The organism is Chryseobacterium daeguense DSM 19388 (assembly GCF_000430825.1).
Taxonomy (GTDB): Bacteria; Bacteroidota; Bacteroidia; order Flavobacteriales; family Weeksellaceae; genus Chryseobacterium; species Chryseobacterium daeguense.
This window is the reverse complement of record NZ_AUMT01000020.1, coordinates 1-16,085: the sequence shown is the minus strand read 5'-3', so window position 1 is coordinate 16,085 and position 16,085 is coordinate 1. Positions and strand designations below refer to the sequence as shown.

The 16,085-nt window shown below is 36.1% G+C and carries 17 protein-coding genes; 6 read left to right on the top strand and 11 right to left on the bottom strand.

Annotated elements, in window-relative coordinates:
- Positions 1 to 63 precede the first annotated feature (63 nt).
- The 6 genes from H560_RS0118410 to H560_RS0118380 all read right to left on the bottom strand — a co-directional run bounded on the left by H560_RS0118410 (position 64) and on the right by H560_RS0118380 (position 6,756).
- Positions 64 to 906, bottom strand: a complete 843-nt coding sequence (locus tag H560_RS0118410; protein WP_027381347.1) for an energy transducer TonB — start codon at positions 904 to 906, stop codon at positions 64 to 66.
- 24 nt (positions 907 to 930) lie between these two features.
- On the bottom strand, positions 931 to 1,506 hold the full coding sequence (locus H560_RS0118405) for an ExbD/TolR family protein (protein WP_027381346.1): 576 nt from the start codon (positions 1,504 to 1,506) through the stop codon (positions 931 to 933).
- Between the two features lie 12 nt (positions 1,507 to 1,518).
- Positions 1,519 to 2,127, bottom strand: coding sequence for an ExbD/TolR family protein (locus tag H560_RS0118400; RefSeq protein ID WP_027381345.1), 609 nt, complete (start codon positions 2,125 to 2,127; stop codon positions 1,519 to 1,521).
- A 60-nt stretch (positions 2,128 to 2,187) separates the two neighbouring features.
- Positions 2,188 to 3,051 (bottom strand): MotA/TolQ/ExbB proton channel family protein, encoded by an 864-nt coding sequence (locus H560_RS0118395; protein WP_027381344.1) that lies wholly within the window; start codon positions 3,049 to 3,051, stop codon positions 2,188 to 2,190.
- 240 nt (positions 3,052 to 3,291) lie between these two features.
- Positions 3,292 to 6,108 carry a leucine--tRNA ligase gene (leuS, locus tag H560_RS0118390; RefSeq protein WP_027381343.1) on the bottom strand — a complete coding sequence of 939 codons (2,817 nt, stop codon included), beginning with the start codon at positions 6,106 to 6,108 and terminating at the stop codon, positions 3,292 to 3,294.
- A 174-nt stretch (positions 6,109 to 6,282) separates the two neighbouring features.
- Positions 6,283 to 6,756, bottom strand: a complete 474-nt coding sequence (locus H560_RS0118380; RefSeq protein ID WP_027381342.1) for a lipocalin-like domain-containing protein — start codon at positions 6,754 to 6,756, stop codon at positions 6,283 to 6,285.
- 197 nt (positions 6,757 to 6,953) lie between these two features.
- On the opposite strand from H560_RS0118380, the gene H560_RS21980 reads away from it, so the two are divergent.
- From H560_RS21980 to H560_RS0118365, 3 genes are read left to right on the top strand one after another with little or no spacing between them, the layout of a single operon-like run.
- Positions 6,954 to 7,937 carry an acyltransferase family protein gene (locus H560_RS21980; RefSeq protein WP_051289383.1) on the top strand — a complete coding sequence of 328 codons (984 nt, stop codon included), beginning with the start codon at positions 6,954 to 6,956 and terminating at the stop codon, positions 7,935 to 7,937.
- 24 nt (positions 7,938 to 7,961) lie between these two features.
- Positions 7,962 to 8,720, top strand: coding sequence for a glycosyltransferase family 2 protein (locus H560_RS0118370; RefSeq protein WP_027381341.1), 759 nt, complete (start codon positions 7,962 to 7,964; stop codon positions 8,718 to 8,720).
- Entirely contained in the window at positions 8,720 to 9,346 is a 627-nt protein-coding gene (locus tag H560_RS0118365; RefSeq protein ID WP_027381340.1) for a hypothetical protein, read from the top strand. Before H560_RS0118370 ends, H560_RS0118365 begins: the two co-directional genes overlap by 1 nt.
- Here H560_RS0118365 and H560_RS0118360 read toward each other — a convergent pair.
- The 4 genes from H560_RS0118360 to H560_RS0118345 all read right to left on the bottom strand — a co-directional run bounded on the left by H560_RS0118360 (position 9,338) and on the right by H560_RS0118345 (position 12,523).
- Positions 9,338 to 10,567 (bottom strand): 3-deoxy-D-manno-octulosonic acid transferase, encoded by a 1,230-nt coding sequence (locus H560_RS0118360; RefSeq protein WP_027381339.1) that lies wholly within the window; start codon positions 10,565 to 10,567, stop codon positions 9,338 to 9,340. The two genes, H560_RS0118365 and H560_RS0118360, sit on opposite strands and share 9 nt — an antisense overlap.
- A gap of 12 nt (positions 10,568 to 10,579) precedes the next feature.
- Positions 10,580 to 11,047, bottom strand: a complete 468-nt coding sequence (locus H560_RS0118355) for a DUF1648 domain-containing protein (RefSeq protein WP_027381338.1) — start codon at positions 11,045 to 11,047, stop codon at positions 10,580 to 10,582.
- A 19-nt stretch (positions 11,048 to 11,066) separates the two neighbouring features.
- Positions 11,067 to 11,783 (bottom strand): C40 family peptidase, encoded by a 717-nt coding sequence (locus H560_RS0118350; RefSeq protein WP_027381337.1) that lies wholly within the window; start codon positions 11,781 to 11,783, stop codon positions 11,067 to 11,069.
- Between the two features lie 92 nt (positions 11,784 to 11,875).
- Complete coding sequence (locus H560_RS0118345; RefSeq protein ID WP_027381336.1) at positions 11,876 to 12,523, bottom strand: O-methyltransferase; 648 nt, start codon at positions 12,521 to 12,523, stop codon at positions 11,876 to 11,878.
- A 170-nt stretch (positions 12,524 to 12,693) separates the two neighbouring features.
- Here H560_RS0118345 and H560_RS0118340 point away from each other — a divergent pair, with 170 nt between their 5' ends.
- Entirely contained in the window at positions 12,694 to 12,849 is a 156-nt protein-coding gene (locus H560_RS0118340) for a hypothetical protein (protein ID WP_155845043.1), read from the top strand.
- A gap of 63 nt (positions 12,850 to 12,912) precedes the next feature.
- On the opposite strand, the gene H560_RS0118335 is transcribed toward H560_RS0118340, so the two are convergent.
- Entirely contained in the window at positions 12,913 to 13,746 is an 834-nt protein-coding gene (locus H560_RS0118335) for an OmpA family protein (RefSeq protein ID WP_027381334.1), read from the bottom strand.
- Between the two features lie 86 nt (positions 13,747 to 13,832).
- On the opposite strand from H560_RS0118335, the gene tilS reads away from it, so the two are divergent.
- Both tilS and H560_RS0118325 read left to right on the top strand, forming a co-directional pair.
- Positions 13,833 to 15,158: a tRNA lysidine(34) synthetase TilS gene (gene tilS / locus H560_RS0118330; protein ID WP_027381333.1), complete on the top strand. Its 1,326-nt coding sequence runs from the start codon at positions 13,833 to 13,835 to the stop codon at positions 15,156 to 15,158.
- Positions 15,155 to 16,085, top strand: a 931-nt coding sequence (locus H560_RS0118325) for a protein-disulfide reductase DsbD domain-containing protein (RefSeq protein ID WP_034753212.1), incomplete at its 3' end; no start/stop codon positions are given. The genes tilS and H560_RS0118325, both read left to right, overlap by 4 nt.

The window sequence follows — 16,085 nt, the reverse complement described above, 5'->3', positions numbered from 1 at the left end:
CCAAAAAAAATAAAAAGAGAAGCATAAGCTTCTCTTTTTTAATTATTATTTAAAGATAAAATATTATCCTTCAAAGTTCATCTTAACCGGGAAACGGAAACGAGAACGAACCGGCTGGCCGTTAACTTTACCTGGAATCCACTTGGTTTTGATACTTTTTACAGTTCTTTCAGCTTCTCTGTTGAAATCTGAGTTTGAACCGTTAGCCTTAACCTGGCTTAATGATCCGTCTCTTTCAACAACGAAAGTAATCTCAGTACTTAAAGTACCTTCACCTTCTACTGAAGAGTTATCAAAGTTATCCATGAACTTGGATCTAAATCCATTGATACCTCCTGAACTAAAGTCAGCAGCCTGGTCTACAGATTCATAAACGTCATTCGTTACCTGAGGCTTCACTTCAACAGTTGAAGCTTTAGTACCAGTAGACGGTGGTGGCGGTGGCGGAGTATAAGCCGGAGCTTTTACACCTTCCTGAGCTACTAAACCTGTAGTAGTTTCTAATTGCTTAGAAATTGGCGGCGGTGGAGTTTCAATTTTTGGAGCTTTTACAGGCTCCGGAACCACGTTCTGAATAATTTCAATTTTCTCTTCCTCTTTTGGAGGTGGAGGTGGTGGAGGTGGTTCTTCTTCTTTTGGCTGCTCAATAATTTTATCCTCCTGAAGAATCTCTACTAAATCTGCCTTCACTTCTTGTTTTGGCGGTTCAGTAAGTCTCTTAATAGTAAGATATATAAATGGAGACAAAGCCGCAACCAGGAATAATGCCGTTCCTACGAGGAAAGATCTTGTCAGAAGTCTTGGATACTGATGTCTTAAATCGTATGCACCATATTCCTTGTTTCTATTTTCAAATACAATCTCGTCTAAGGTAAGACTTGGATCGTATGAATTTTCATTTGCCATAGATGTACAATTTTATGGTTTAAATTACTTTGTAGCCGGCGCTGCAGGAGCTGCTCCCGAGTTACCAACTTTTCTGTCATAAATAGCTTTTTCCCAAGGCTTAAGATCAGTAACACCGTACTGCTCACTCTTTGTAATTGCCATTTCGTCAAGAATATCAACAAAGTTTTTATATACAGCATCGTCAGTCGGTTTGATAATTACAGTGAATTTTGTTTTATCTGCCGCATTTGCCTTTGCCTGCTGGATGATCTTTCTGATTCCTTCTCTATCGAAAGTGGTTTCATTAAGATTCTGATCTGTTAGCGAGGTATTATCCTGCTGATGCCAGAAAATCTTATTGTCTTTTCCTAATAATAGAGATATAGAGTTCGAAAGTTTAATTTCTGTTGGAGGTGGTTTTTTTGTTTTATCTTTCGGTTTAGCCGGAAGACCCAAATCCATTACATTCGGTTTAGAGAATGTGGTTGTGAACATAAAGAAGGTAATCAATAGAAAACCCAAGTCCACCATCGGAGTCATATCGACTCTGGTACTCTGTTTCTTGGAACGTACCTTGCCGCCTTTGGCGCCTTTTTCCTGTACTTGTACTTCTGCCATTTCTAAATGATATTATTCATTAGGTTTACCTTCTTGTGATGTAATCAACCAAAATTTAAGAAAATCGATATCTCTTAAACCCTCAAATAGGCTTTTAACTTTAGGGTATTCTGTAGTAACGTCACCTTTAATGGCTAGTTTGTACTCAGGGTTCACTTTTAAACTCTGCTCTACCCAGTCAACTAATTGCTTATTTGTACTGTCCATAGGAATCCCTTTAGGACTCTTAAAATTCTTCTGCTCATCTTCTGGCAAATCCAGGAAGCTTTTCAGCTGGTTCATAGGAACCCCAATTGCTTGTACTTTTTGGAATGCAGCTTTCTCATTATTGTCAAAAGTAACACCGTACTTCTGTCCCATATTGTCTAAAAGCTGTAGTCTTTCAGATGCATTTTCTACCGGCTGGAAATAGAATTTTCCGTCCGGAGTAGCGTTGATAGTCATCAAACTTGCATCAGGAAGTAACTTCTCTGATATTGAAGATGGCGGTTTGATCTGCTCCACATCAGGTTTTTTAAACTGAGTGGTCAAGATAAAGAACGTAAGTAGTAGGAACGCAACGTCACACATTGCCGTCATATCCGTAATAACTCCGTGTCTTTTTGGTTTGACTCTCGCCATTATTATTAATGATTTTTAATTAAACTTCTTTTTACTTATGCAAATTCCTTGCTAGAATTCTTAGTTGAATTCAGCGAAAGATTGTTGGATACTCATTGCGATCTCGTCGATCTTATAAGTTAATCCGTCAATTTTAGAAGTAAAGAAGTTATAAAGGATGATAGCGATAGCTGAAGTACCAATACCTAATGCCGTGTTGATCAAGGCTTCAGAGATACCAGTAGAAAGTGCAGCTGCATCCGGAGTACCACCTCCTGAACCTAATGCGAAGAATGCCTTGATCATCCCGATTACCGTACCTAAAAGTGCTACTAACGTTGCAACAGTACCTAAAGTAGAAAGGATCATCATGTTTTTCTCAAGCATTGGCATTTCAAGAGTAGTAGCCTCTTCAATCGCTTTGTTAAGCGCTACCATTTTTTGCTCTTTGTTAAGAGTCGTATCGTGAGATAAAGCTTTGTAAGTCGTAAGACCTTCTTTCACTACATTTCCTACAGAACCTTGCTGTCTGTCGCACTCTTCTAAAGCTTCATCAATTTTGTTTTGGTTTAGCAAACTTCTTACCTGTACAACGAAGTTGTCTAAGTTTCCTTTTCCAGCAGCTTTGCTAAGAACGAAATATCTTTCGAAAGAGAAAACGATTACCGTAATCATGAAAGTAATCAAGATAGGTACGATTACCCCTCCTTTGTAGATAATTCCCAAAAATGACTCTGGGTGAATGTCCTTTCCTTCAACACTTGAAAAGGCTACAGATCCGCTTCCCAGTTTCTCTGCATCTTTGAAGTTTCCTGGATTACCAAGAACGAATAAATAAATACCAACTCCTATTAAGAATAGAATAGGAATAATTAAAGCTGGGTTTAAACCTCCCGCCTTTCTAGCAACTACTTGCTCATCATTTTTTGAAACATTCATTTCCATATTTAACTAAATTATATTGTTTTAAAAATTTTCGAAAGTGTAAATTAAAGGCAAAATTAATTAAAATGCAATAGTCTTAAATAAACATTTCAGTTTTTTTCGACAATGAAATTTTAATACGATTTCGATATTATAATTATCTTCTCATTTTTTGGCAATATTTCCCAATTTTAACAATTACGTTAAAAATTTAAAAAATATAAGCCTTCATTTTTTTTAATTTGCCAATGTTAATTTTTTTTAAATTACTATATTCACAATTCTGTGATGGACTACAATTATTTTTTTCGGTGTTTTACCCTCCAAAATTTGCTGTAATTTTTCATCCTCAAGCACCAAATCTTCTACTTCTTTCGCAGAAAGCTGCGCCGAAAGTGAAATTTTAAACTTCATTTTCCCGTTTACACTTACCGGATACTGAATTTCATCTTCCACCAGATATTCCTCGTTCAATACAGGGAATTTCTCAAATTCGATGGATTCATTATGACCTAATAAGCTCCAAAGCTCTTCACAGATGTGAGGTGCATACGGAGAGATGATAACGGCTAAAGGTTCTAAAATATTGCGTTTATTGCATTTTATTTTTTGTAATTCATTTACAGCAATCATAAATGATGATACAGACGTATTAAACGAGAAGTTTTCTATGTCATAAACAACCTTCTTTATTAATGTATGCAACACTTTGTATTCCGCTTTTGTAGGCTCCTCATCTGAAACTTCAAATTGATCTCCGTTAAAATACAGATTCCAGAATTTTTTCATGAAACCGTAAACTCCGCTCAGACCTTGAGTGTTCCAGGGTTTGGATTGTTCCAATGGTCCTAAGAACATTTCATACAATCTTAAACCGTCCGCGCCGTACTCTTCGCAGATATCATCCGGATTTACTACATTATATTTTGATTTGGACATTTTTTCTACTTCACGCTCTGTGATGTATTTCCCGTCTTCCAAAATAAATTCCGCATCGGAATAATCCGGTCTCCATGCTTTGAAAGCTTCAGTATCTAATTCATCTGATGTTCCTTTTAATAAGGATACATCAACGTGGATTTGCTGGGTTTTATAATCTTTTGCTAAATTTTTAGATACATATTGATCAGTTCCATCAATTCTATACACAAAAGCACTCATCCCCAAAATCATCCCCTGATTAATTAGTTTCTGGAAAGGCTCATTCTGATTAATATATCCCCTATCCTTTAAAAACATATTCCAGAAACGAGAATATAATAAGTGACCGGTTGCGTGCTCACTTCCCCCAATATACAAATCAACCTGTCCCCAATAATCTGCTAATTCTTTTTTAACAAAAACCTCATCATCATTCGGGTCCATATATCTCAGGAAGTACCATGAACTTCCGGCCCAGCCCGGCATTGTAGATAATTCTAACGGGAAAACAGTTTTTTCATCAATTAAATTGGTGTCTACAACTTTTTGATTGGCTTCATCCCAGGCAAAAGTTTTTGCATTTCCCAATGGCGGATCTCCATCTTCAGTCGGTAAATATTTTTCAACTTCAGGAAGCTCCAAAGGCAACGCAGAAGCTGGCAATGTGTAAGGCATTCCATCCTTATAATATATAGGAACCGGTTCTCCCCAATAACGCTGTCTGGAGAAAATGGCATCACGCTGTCTGTAATTGGTAGTTCCGTGGCCAATTCCTTTTTTTTCAATCGCTGCAATGATCGCTGCTTTTGCATCATTATAATGTAAACCGTTTAAGAAATCAGAATTCACACAAACCGAATCTTTAGAATCAAAAGAAGCTTCCTGAACATCTTCGTCCGTTTCTACGACTTTTTTAATTTCTAAATTAAATTTCTTTGCAAACCTGTGATCACGTTCATCATGAGCAGGAACTGCCATTACGGCACCCGTTCCGTAGCCCATCAATACATAATCTGAAATATAGATTGGCATTCTTTCATTACTGAAAGGGTTGGTTGCATAACTTCCTGTGAAAGCACCTGAAACGTTTTTCACGTCTGCCATACGGTCTCTTTCTGTTTTTTTGGAAGTTTCTTCAATATAATGATCTACCTCAGCTTTTTGTTCTGCAGTCGTAATGGTTTCCACCAAAGGATTTTCCGGAGCTAATACCATAAAAGTTGCTCCAAAGATGGTATCAGGTCTTGTAGTAAACACCTCTACGATTTCGTTTGGATGCCCTTCAATTTCAAAGTTCACCTGCGCTCCCTGAGATTTTCCGATCCAGTATTCCTGGGAATCTTTCAGAGGCTGTGGCCAGTCTAATGTTTTTAAACCTTGCAATAATCTTTCCGAATACGCAGAAATCCTCATGCTCCATTGCATCATTTTCTTTTGGAAAACAGGAAAGCCTCCTCTTTCGGATTTTCCGTCTTTCACCTCATCGTTCGCTAAAACAGTTCCCAATGCAGGACACCAGTTTACAGTCGTTTCCGCTCTGTAGGCCAAACGATAATTTAAAAGGATATCTTCTTTATCCATTTCAGAAGCATTATTCCATTCTTCTGCGGTGAAGATCAATTCATCATTTTGGTTGGCATTTAATCCTTCTGTACCTTTTTCCTCAAAATGTCTGATCAGCGTTTTAATAGATTCTGCCTTATCAGTAGCTTTATTGTACCAGGAATGGAATAATTCAATGAAAATCCATTGTGTCCATTTATAATAAGAAGGGTCGGAAGTTCTTACTTCCCTGCTCCAGTCGAATGAAAAGCCTATTTTTCTTAACTGCTCTTCATATCTTGTAATGTTTTGCTCAGTAGTAATCGCAGGGTGCTGCCCTGTCTGGATAGCGTACTGCTCAGCAGGAAGTCCGAAGCTGTCATAACCAACCGGGTGGAGAACATTGAAACCCTGATGTCTTTTATATCTCGCATAAATATCTGATGCAATATATCCCAGTGGATGGCCCACGTGAAGGCCCGCTCCTGATGGGTACGGAAACATATCGAGAACATAAAATTTGGGTTTGTCTGTGTTATCGGAAGTCTTGTAAGTTTGATTTTCTTCCCAGTATTTCTGCCACTTTTTTTCTATCTGCTGATGATCGTAAAACACTTTATTATTGATATTAGATGTTAGATAATAGATATTAGAATTATGAGTTCCAAATCTAGTTTTCACAAAAATAATGAATTTAAAAGAAATGGAATTTAATTTTGAATTAAATAATACACCAAAAAAAATCCCATCCGAAGATGAGATCTTTATATTTTGAAAAAATTCTGATTATTATTGAGGAATTCTTTTCATTGTATAAGTTACAGAAGTATATTCTGTAGGATCTGAAGTATCTTCGATGGTAAGGTTCAGGGTTGTTTCATTGAGGGTCGTTACCTTTCCTTTGTCCGGCTCTACGATTCCCTGGTATTTGATCTGAATTGCCTTACTGTCTTTATCATAAGTATAGGTAAAGTTTCTGTCAAAAGTAACATCGCACTGTCCCGGAGTTGTAGGGCTGTCGCCTTTTTCCATTCTTTTCCCGTTAGATGAAGTAAAAACCCATCTGCCTTCCTTCTCACAATCTGTATAGGTAATCTCGTCTGAAATAGGTGTTTCCCCCACAGCCACAAGCGTATGAACTTCTTTTATAGGCTGCCAGGTCCCTACAAGCGGGTATTCCATAGGATTATTGTCATTATCATCACTACATCCAGTAGCTACAAATAATGATAAACCTGCAAATAGTAATGCTAATTTCTTCATGTATCAAAATTTAAAGCGCTAAAATTATAATTTTTTTGATATAATTAATAATTTTTTGTGAAAAATTATTGAAAACTTATCTTTTCTCAAAATTATACGTGCCATTTTATTCAATATTACCTGTATTTAACAAATATTGATTTTAAATTAAGCCATCTATTCTTTGAAAAAAACTATTTTTGCACAAAACAATGCAAATGCAGATGCAAAACATTACGAAAAATAATTTTGATTTCTTACGTGTTCTCCTCGCTTTTATCGTTTTCGTCGGACATTTGGGAACCTTAAGTGCTTCCAAAGAACTTAAATTCCTTGAGAACAGCCCCATAGAAATTGCCGTTTTCGGTTTTTTTATCGTGAGTGGATTCCTTATTGCAAGAAGCTATGAGAGATCTTCCAGCCTTAAAAGCTATTTGAAAAAGAGAATCAAAAGAATTGTTCCCGCCTATCTGCTTGTTGTTTTTTTGTGTGCTATCCTGCTGAGCCTCGTGAGCACACTTTCTTTTTCGGAATATTTCGGAAATCCGCAGGTTTATAAATATCTTTTCTGGAATTCTTTGTTTCTGAATTTTAAAGCACCCTGGCTTCCGGGGGTTTTCGGCAATCAGGCCGTGAATGGAGCTCTATGGACCCTTAAAGTAGAAATGTGCTATTATTTTGCGGTTCCGCTGATGTTTTTACTGTTCGGGAAAAATAATAAATACAGAACGATAAGCCTTGTCATTTTATATTTCCTGTCTCTTATTTATCTTAATTATTTTGAAGGTTTAAATAAAATGTCCCTGGCCAAACAACTTCCCGGCGTACTGTGTTATTTCATTGCAGGGATGCTGATTTACTTTAATTTTGACAAGTTTATTCAGTATAAACATAAGCTTTTCATTGTTGCTATTGCTACCGTGTGGATTGATCTGATTTTTGACATCAAACTATTTTCCCCGATGATGATTGGTATTATTGTACTTTATATCGCTTATTCCTTCAAGTTTTTAAATAATTTTGGGAAGTATGGAGATTTCACTTACGGAATTTACATTTTCCATTTTCCTATTATCCGGACTTTTACGACTTTAGGCCTTTTCGAAGATTATAATCCTTTTGTAATGGCCGTTGTCTGTATGCTTCTGGTAATTGCTGTGGGAGTAAGCTCATGGCATTTTTATGAGAAAAGATTTTTGTAATTTTAATGAATATTTAAAACGCGAATGAAAGACCTCGTTTCCATCATCACACCATCCTACAATTCTGCAGAATTTATTGAGGAAACTATACAGTCTGTACTTCATCAGACATACGAAAACTGGGAATGGCTGATTTCTGATGATCAGTCCAAAGACAATACTGTAGAAATCATTAAAAAATACAATGATCCGAGAATAAAACTGCAGGTTCTGGAACAAAACGGAGGCGCAGGAAATGCCCGCAACAAAAGCCTGGAAAGAGCCCAGGGAAGGTACATCGCTTTTTTGGACTCTGATGATTACTGGTATCCGGAATATCTTGAAACAATGACGGATTACATGCAGGAAAACAATGCAGAGCTGGTATACTGCAACTATTCCAGATGTGATGAGCATACCATGGAACCTGTTTTGAAGGATTTTGAGGCAGATAAAATCGTTACATTTTCCAATTTGCTTAAAACCTGCAGACTGGCTCCGGTATCAACGATTTATGATACAAAAAGAGTCGGAAAATTTTTCTTTCCTGTAAAAAGCAAGCGCGAAGACCATGTAATGTGGCTCAATTTGTTGAAAGAAATACCAAAAGGATATCCCGTAAAAAAGACCCTTGCAAAGTACAGAATGCGCGAAAACAGTGTTTCCCGGAAGAAGAAAAACATCATCAAAGATCAATACCTGGTTTATAAAGATTTCATGGGGTTTTCAACGGTGAAGTCATTGTACTATACCGCAAACTGGGCATTGAACGGGTTTTTAAAATATTCTAAAATTTTTAATTAATGGAATATTCAAAAGAATTCAAAGCTGCATTGAGCGCATTCTCCAGCATAGAAAAAGACCGCCTTATTTTCAGGCTGTTAAAAAAAGATAAGCTTTTATCCAAAAAATTGTATTTCGAGCTCATAGATCCGGAAACTACTGACAATAAGAGGGATGCAATGGAAGAGATTGTTCAGGAAAAAGTTTTACTGGCTTCAAAATACATCAGCAACCAGAAATATTTTTTGGGAATTATCAGAAAGATCAGCGCGGAAATTACCGAGCATGTAAAAATTACTACAGACAAGTATGGTGAGGTTTCGCTTAATTTACTATTGATCAATAAGATACTGGAATACAACAGAGACCTTAGCAGACAAAGGTTCGACAATGTGTATAAGCTCTATATTTATATTATTAACAAAACCGTTAAAGCACTAAGCCTAATCAAAAAGCTGGACGCAGATTACTGGATAGAATTTGATGAGCAGTTAGAAAGCCTGGAAGAAAAAATTCATCAAAACAATTATTTATCCAAGCTTTTTATCAATAACGGGATAGATTTTAATTGGTTAACAAGCGATAAAATTCCTGAAAACTTTGATTTGATTATTAAAGAAATAAAAAGCCAGGGGTTTTTAAGATAAAATTTTCTTCATGATCAATTCTGTGGAATTCGGTTTTTCCTGAACAAACTTTTCGGCATTTTCAGACATCATTTGAAGCGCATCTTCATTATTGATCAGAAAAAGTACAAAATCAGCAGCCAAACCGGCATTTTCAAAAGATTTTCCTCCATCCGCAGCTATCAGTCCGTCTGCCTCAGGATTTTTTCTGTAATGATTTCCAAAAACCACCGGAACCCCGAACGTTGCAGCTTCCAGAATATTGTGCAGTCCCGAATCATGGAAACCTCCACCCACAACAGCTATATCTGCATAAGAATATAATTTTGAAAGCAAACCGATGCTGTCAATGATCAAAACATTGGATTTGAATTTTTCAACCGAATTGTCAATTTCACTGTATAAAATTGAATCAGGGAAAATATTTTTAAGATGAGAAACTCTTTTCAGGTCATGAGGTGCGATGATAAGCTTGGCATAAGGACTTCCCTGCAAAACTTCTTCCGCGATTTTTTCCTCAGCCTGCCAGGAGCTACCAAACACAACCGCCTTATCACCGGCTATAAAATCTTTAATAAAATCTACGTGATTATCGCGATTTTTCAACTGCTTTACCCTGTCGAATCTTGTATCTCCCGTCACAGAAGATTTTGTAAGGCCTACACTTTTAGCCAATGCAAATGAAAAATCTGTCTGATGAAAAAACCAGTCGACATTTCTTTGCAGCTGGTTGACGAACCATTTTCCGTAAGATGTAAAAAATGATTGTCTTTCATAAAACAAAGCAGAAATGACATACGTTTTTGCTCCCTGATTTTTTAATTCCTGTAAAAGGTTATACCAGTAATCATACTTCACCGTAAAATATAGTTCAACTGAAAACTGTGAGATAAATTCCTTTACAAAAGCTTTTTTATCGAAGGGCAAATAACAGATCACATCTGCAATATGTTTCTTTTTAACAACGTTCTCATAACCCGATGGTGAAAAGAACGTCACCAGGATTTTGTGTGTAGGGAAATGTTTTTTCAACTGCTCTAAAACCGGCAGTCCCTGTTCATATTCTCCCAGGCTTGCAGCGTGCATCCAAATGACTTTATCAGATTTTTTAAAAGCAGATTGCACTTTCTGCAGCGATTCTCTTCTTCCTACAATGCCTTTTTTAGTTTTATCATTAAACAACGAAAAAACTTTCATCCCAAAGATGAGTAAGCTGATAAATATGTTGTAAAAAAAAGACATTTTAATCAATTTTTATTTGAATGCTCCTACAAAAATAAAGACTACAATCAAACTGCCAATCAGTCCAAAAATAACACTCGAAAGAGGTACTCTTGGCTTAGCAGTTTCGTCAACGGAATATCTGAACATATAATCCTGACTATTTAGAAAAACCAGAGAAACCAGTGTAAAAAGCCATCTCATGAAAATTTCCATGATTAAAAACTGCGCGTCCTGATTGTTCTCTGTGATTTCTACAGGGTAATTGGCTATTTCCGGCATTCTTACTATAAAAGCAAAAGCTACATAAAAAACAGTAAGCAAAGCAGGAGTCAAAAAAGAATATTTTTTAGTCCCGAAATTATCCGGTTTCCCATCAAAATCAAAATGAATGGGAATAGTCTGTGGTAAACTTTTATAATGCTTTACCGTAAACCACCACGAAAAAACAAGCAATCCAAAATTAACAACATCAAAAACGGTGAGGAAAATATTTTGCATTTCAGATTGGTTTTAATGGTTATAGAATGTTTTTAATAACTCTTAATTTATGAGTATGCTTATTCATTTCTTTGTTAAAAATCCCTGTAGAATCCAGGGTATCAATTCTTACTTTTCCTGAAGCATGAATAATTTTCTGATTATCCAGCATAATTCCCACATGAATAATTTTCCCTTCTGCATTTTCAAAAAATGCAAGGTCTCCGGGCTGGCTTTCTTCAACAAAAGTAAGTGACTCTCCCACTTCTACCTGTTGGGAAGCATCTCTGGGCAGCTTTATGTTATGAATTTTATAAACCAGCTGTGTAAAACCGGAACAATCCACCGCAAAAAAGCTTTTCCCTCCCCATAAATAAGGAACATTCAAAAATTCTCTGGCTGTAAGGGCAATACTTTCCCGCACATCATGACTTCTTCTGGATGCCACTACAGGAAATTCCACTTCAGAACCCATAGAAAGTAACGTTTTTCCGTCATTCATTAAAACAGAAGAAAAATCTTCCGTTACCACCGTAACTTTTCGTTTTGCCAGTTCCTCGTCTGTTACAGTTTTCAGCTGTTTTGTATCCATCCAACCTTCATAGCCATCATAATGCATTTTTATTTTGGTCCAGTTTTTATTAACCTCCAAAATATCTGCACTTTCGCCGAACAATATTTCTGTAACAATTTCTGCCTTATCAGAACCTTCCGCACGAACGGGCGCCACTGTAACAATACAAATTCCTTTATCCATCTTATTAATTTAGAGATTAAGAGATTTAGGCATTAAGAAATTATTTATCCGTTTTTCTAATTTCTAAATCTCTGAATTCTTTAATATTTTAATTACTTTCTGCGAAGAAAGTTTATACCGTCCCGCAAAGGTAAAATAAGATTTTCAAAATCATCATCTTTTGCGATCAAATCATTTAATTCCTTAATGATCTGTGTAGATTTCTGCTTCGGGTTTTCTTCCAAAACTTTACCATACCACAGAACATTGTCAAATAATACCACCGATCCGGACTTTGTTCTTGGTTTGATTAATCTGAAATATTCTGCATAATTTTCTTTGTCTGCATCAATAAAAACCAGGTCAAAAACTTCATCAGTCTCTTTTAAAAACTCTTTTGCATCCTGAATTTTAAAGTCAATCTGCCGCGAATATTCACTTGCTGCAAAATATTTTTTGGGTAGATAAGCTAAATCCTCATTTACATCCAGTGTTGTTATTTTACCGTCTTTTGCTAAACCCGCTGTAAGGCAAAGTGTAGCATATCCCGTAAAAGTCCCGATTTCCAGAATATTTTTAGGATTCATCATTTGAGAGATAATAGTTAATAATCTTCCCTGCTGATAACCGGAAATCATATGTGGCTGCGTAGTTTTCTGGTATGTTTCCCTTCTTAATTTTCTCAGAATTTCAGGCTCGGAGGAAGCGTGTTTTTCCAGATACCTGTCCATTTCAGGATTTGTTTCTTCAAAAAAGCTCATTCTACAAATTTTTGTTATTCAAATTTACTTAAATATTAAGAAAAAAAGAAAAGAAGCCCCAAGTTTCGGTCTCAATTGGGAAAACCCCATATCAATTACCGTAAAAATACGGATCGTTTGAATACAGGATAATCCTACATTTGCAAAAGCAGGGTAAAAACACCAGAGAAATGAATGCAGGTGAAAAACAAATTATCAATGAGAATCAAAAAGCCGCATTATCAAAAGGTAAGGCGGACTTTTCTTTGAAAAAAAAGAAACCAGAAATATCCAATTCATTTTTGCAACGAATTATTTCCTTATTGAAAAAAGAAGAATTAATTTGATTAAAAAATAAATCCCGAATTGCTTCGGGATTTATTTTATTGACTGAATGTTGTTCTTATGAATTATTTCTTTGGCGCAATGTCCATTAATTTCATGAACTCATCAAGCTTTGGCATGATGATGATTTCCGTTCTTCTGTTTTCAGCTCTTCCGGAAACACTCATATTGGTGGCTTTTGGATTGTATTCCGAACGCCCTCCCGCTGTAATTCTTGCAGGATCTACACCGAACTGAGTCTGTAAGATTTTAGCCACGGCTGTACCTCTCAATGCAGAAAGATCCCAGTTGTCTCTCGGTACGTTCGGAGAATTCAATGGTGCGTTATCCGTGTTACCTTCGATCAGCACTGAATATTTATCATAATCATTGATCACTTTAGCTACTTTACCCAAAACTTCCTGAGCTGCAGGAAGGATGTTGTAATCACCTGTTTTGTAAAGCATTTTATCCGAAAGTGAAATCATTACAACGCCTTTCAGAACTTTTACCTGTACGTCGTCATCCGCTACATTATCCAAAGATCTTTTCAGTTTGTTTGATAATGCAAGATTCAAACTGTCATTTTTAGCATTGCTTGAAATTAATTGTTTGATATAAGAGTTTGAAGCATTAATCTCTCCTACTAACTTATCAATATTTGCAGAACTTTTTCCTGTATTAGAAAGACAGGCATCAAGTGAAGATTTTAAAGCATCATGCTGACTTTTTAGTAAATTATTTTCACTTGCCAACGCAGAATTCTGAGACTTCAGATCCTGGATTTCTCTTTGTCTTTCTCCCACGTTTTCAATACATTGCTTGTAGTTTGAGCTCAGTGCATCATACTGCTTTTTACTGATACAAGATGTCATTCCCAGCGCCATTGCAGAAACTGCTACAATTTTAAAAATTTTCATAAATAATCATTTTTAGACGAACCAAAGGTAGAAAATTCATTTTAATTATATAAATTATCTTTGCACAAAAGAAATTCTCAGCACAGATGTTGAAAAAATTAAGCTTAAAAAATCAATTAGAAAAACTTATTCATTTTCCGGAAAATCACCGCTATCTTTTGGCTGTGAGCGGAGGTGCAGATTCTATGGTTTTGCTTTTTGGAATGCTGGCTGCGGGCCTTCAATTTCAGGTGGCTCATGTAAATTACAAGCTTCGTGGGAAAGATTCTGATCTGGATCAAAAGACTGTACAGGATTTCTGTGAGAAAAATCAAATTAAGCTTCACATTTACGAAGTTTCGGAAAAAGATCACCGACCTTCCAATTCTATACAGCTTTGGGCCAGAGAATTAAGATACCGGTTTTTTAAACAAATTCAGAAAGAAGAAAACCTTGATTATCTTGTTACTGCACATCATTTGAACGACCAGCTGGAAACTTTTATCATCAATTTATCAAAAGCTTCCGGAATTAACGGACTGAGTGGAATTCCCGCCAAAGACAATAACATTCTGAGACCATTACTGGACTTTACAAAAGATGAGATTTACCAGTTTGCAGAAGAAAATAATATTGAATACCGTGAAGATCTTTCCAACCAGAAAAGCGATTATTTAAGAAATAAAATCCGCTTGGAAATTGTTCCGAAATTATTGGAAACTAATGAAAATTTTTTAAACAATTTTAAAAGGAGTAATTCTTACCTGAACCAGACTAAAGATTTTGTCCAGAACCGGCTTCAGGAAATAGAAAACCGCATCACGATATTTAACCAATACCACAAAATCCTATCAAAGGAAAAGCTGGCGCAGGAAAGTGATTTTGTAAAGTTTGAGATTTTAAAAAAGTACGGCTTTAATCAAACTGAGGAAATTTCAAAAATTTTTACAGCAGAAAACGGAAGCTCTTTTTTTTCAAAAGATTATCAATTGATCATTAATTATGATGAATTGATCTTGAAAAGAAAGATGGAAGATGGAAGTCCAAAGGCAGAAGATGAAATTCTTCTCATCGAAAAATTTGACTTTACAGAAAACCTAATCAGCATCAATCTCGAAAATGTTATTGGAGGAATTGAAGAAATCAATAAGGTATTTGAGTGGAATTTTGATGCCGGAAAACTTCAGTTTCCACTACACTTGAGACGTCAAAAGGACGGAGACGAATTTTATCCCGCCGGATTTTCAGGGAAAAAGAAAGTTTCTAAGTTTTTTAGGGACGAAAAATTATCTATTTTAGCGAGGCAAAAAATCTGGATCCTGACAGACGGTAATAATTCGGTATTAGGAGTTATTCCCCTCAGGCAGGACAAAAGATATATTAGGGATGAGAAAACAATACATATTCTCAAAATTTTAATTAAAGTAAAATGAAATTTAAAAGCTGGTTTTTATTAGTTCTGTTGTTTTTAGGAGCAGGAATTAATGCACAAATCAAAAATCCTGTAAAATTTAAATTTACAATCAATGATTTAGGAAATAATCAGTACGAAGCGGTGCTGAATGCCACTATGGAAAACGGATGGCATGTTTACTCCAAAGACCTTCCTGAAGATACCGGAATTCCTACAGAATATAAAGTTTCCGGGAAAAATATCGAACTGATTGGGAAATTCACCGAAGTTGGTAAAAAACATGAAGAATTCTCTGAAGCTTTCGGGGGTAAGATTATTTATTACTCCAATTCGGCAGGATTTAAGCAGAAATTTAAGCTGAAGGACGCAGCAAAACCAGGAGATGTGGTTGCTGAAATCACTTACCAGACCTGCGACGACAGGGTTTGTCTGGCTCCAAACACCCTGGAATTTAACAAGCAGGTAACTCCAAAAGGCGCAGAAGAAACTCCAGCCGATGAAAAAACAGAACCTGCAGAAGATTCCGCAGCCAGTCCTGCAGCAGCTGAAACAACAGCTGTAAATCAGGTAAAAACAGAAAATACAGCTACGGCAGCCTCAAAGCTTGACCCAAAACAATTAAAAATAGAATCCATCAATTTCCAGAAACCACTGACTGACTGCGGAACTGCAGCAGCCAAAGTGGATGAAAATTATTGGACTTATTTATTCCTTGGATTCATCGGAGGATTAATTGCACTGCTTACCCCGTGCGTTTTCCCGATGATTCCCCTTACCGTTTCCTTCTTTACAAAAGGGAATAAAAACAAGGCAAAAGGAAAAAGAGATGCGCTCATTTATGGATTTTTTATCCTTTTAATTTTTGTGCTGCTGAGTATTCCTTTCCATATTATTGATGGAATTGCAGGGAATATTTTTAATGAAATTTCCACCAGCGTATGGCTGA

What these genes read in the sequence shown, in the direction of transcription:
- H560_RS0118345 (WP_027381336.1), bottom strand. Translation starts at nt 12,523, where the DNA reads ATGAGCTTTTTTGAAGAAACAAATCCTGAAATGGACAGGTATCTGGAA.
- H560_RS0118400 (WP_027381345.1), bottom strand. Translation starts at nt 2,127, where the DNA reads ATGGCGAGAGTCAAACCAAAAAGACACGGAGTTATTACGGATATGACG.
- H560_RS0118395 (WP_027381344.1), bottom strand. Translation starts at nt 3,051, where the DNA reads ATGGAAATGAATGTTTCAAAAAATGATGAGCAAGTAGTTGCTAGAAAG.
- H560_RS0118370 (WP_027381341.1), top strand. Translation starts at nt 7,962, where the DNA reads ATGAAAGACCTCGTTTCCATCATCACACCATCCTACAATTCTGCAGAA.
- H560_RS0118380 (WP_027381342.1), bottom strand. Translation starts at nt 6,756, where the DNA reads ATGAAGAAATTAGCATTACTATTTGCAGGTTTATCATTATTTGTAGCT.
- H560_RS0118360 (WP_027381339.1), bottom strand. Translation starts at nt 10,567, where the DNA reads ATGTCTTTTTTTTACAACATATTTATCAGCTTACTCATCTTTGGGATG.
- H560_RS0118340 (WP_155845043.1), top strand. Translation starts at nt 12,694, where the DNA reads ATGAATGCAGGTGAAAAACAAATTATCAATGAGAATCAAAAAGCCGCA.
- H560_RS0118410 (WP_027381347.1), bottom strand. Translation starts at nt 906, where the DNA reads ATGGCAAATGAAAATTCATACGATCCAAGTCTTACCTTAGACGAGATT.
- H560_RS0118355 (WP_027381338.1), bottom strand. Translation starts at nt 11,047, where the DNA reads ATGCAAAATATTTTCCTCACCGTTTTTGATGTTGTTAATTTTGGATTG.
- H560_RS0118350 (WP_027381337.1), bottom strand. Translation starts at nt 11,783, where the DNA reads ATGGATAAAGGAATTTGTATTGTTACAGTGGCGCCCGTTCGTGCGGAA.
- H560_RS0118405 (WP_027381346.1), bottom strand. Translation starts at nt 1,506, where the DNA reads ATGGCAGAAGTACAAGTACAGGAAAAAGGCGCCAAAGGCGGCAAGGTA.
- H560_RS0118335 (WP_027381334.1), bottom strand. Translation starts at nt 13,746, where the DNA reads ATGAAAATTTTTAAAATTGTAGCAGTTTCTGCAATGGCGCTGGGAATG.
- H560_RS0118365 (WP_027381340.1), top strand. Translation starts at nt 8,720, where the DNA reads ATGGAATATTCAAAAGAATTCAAAGCTGCATTGAGCGCATTCTCCAGC.
- tilS (WP_027381333.1), top strand. Translation starts at nt 13,833, where the DNA reads ATGTTGAAAAAATTAAGCTTAAAAAATCAATTAGAAAAACTTATTCAT.
- H560_RS21980 (WP_051289383.1), top strand. Translation starts at nt 6,954, where the DNA reads ATGCAGATGCAAAACATTACGAAAAATAATTTTGATTTCTTACGTGTT.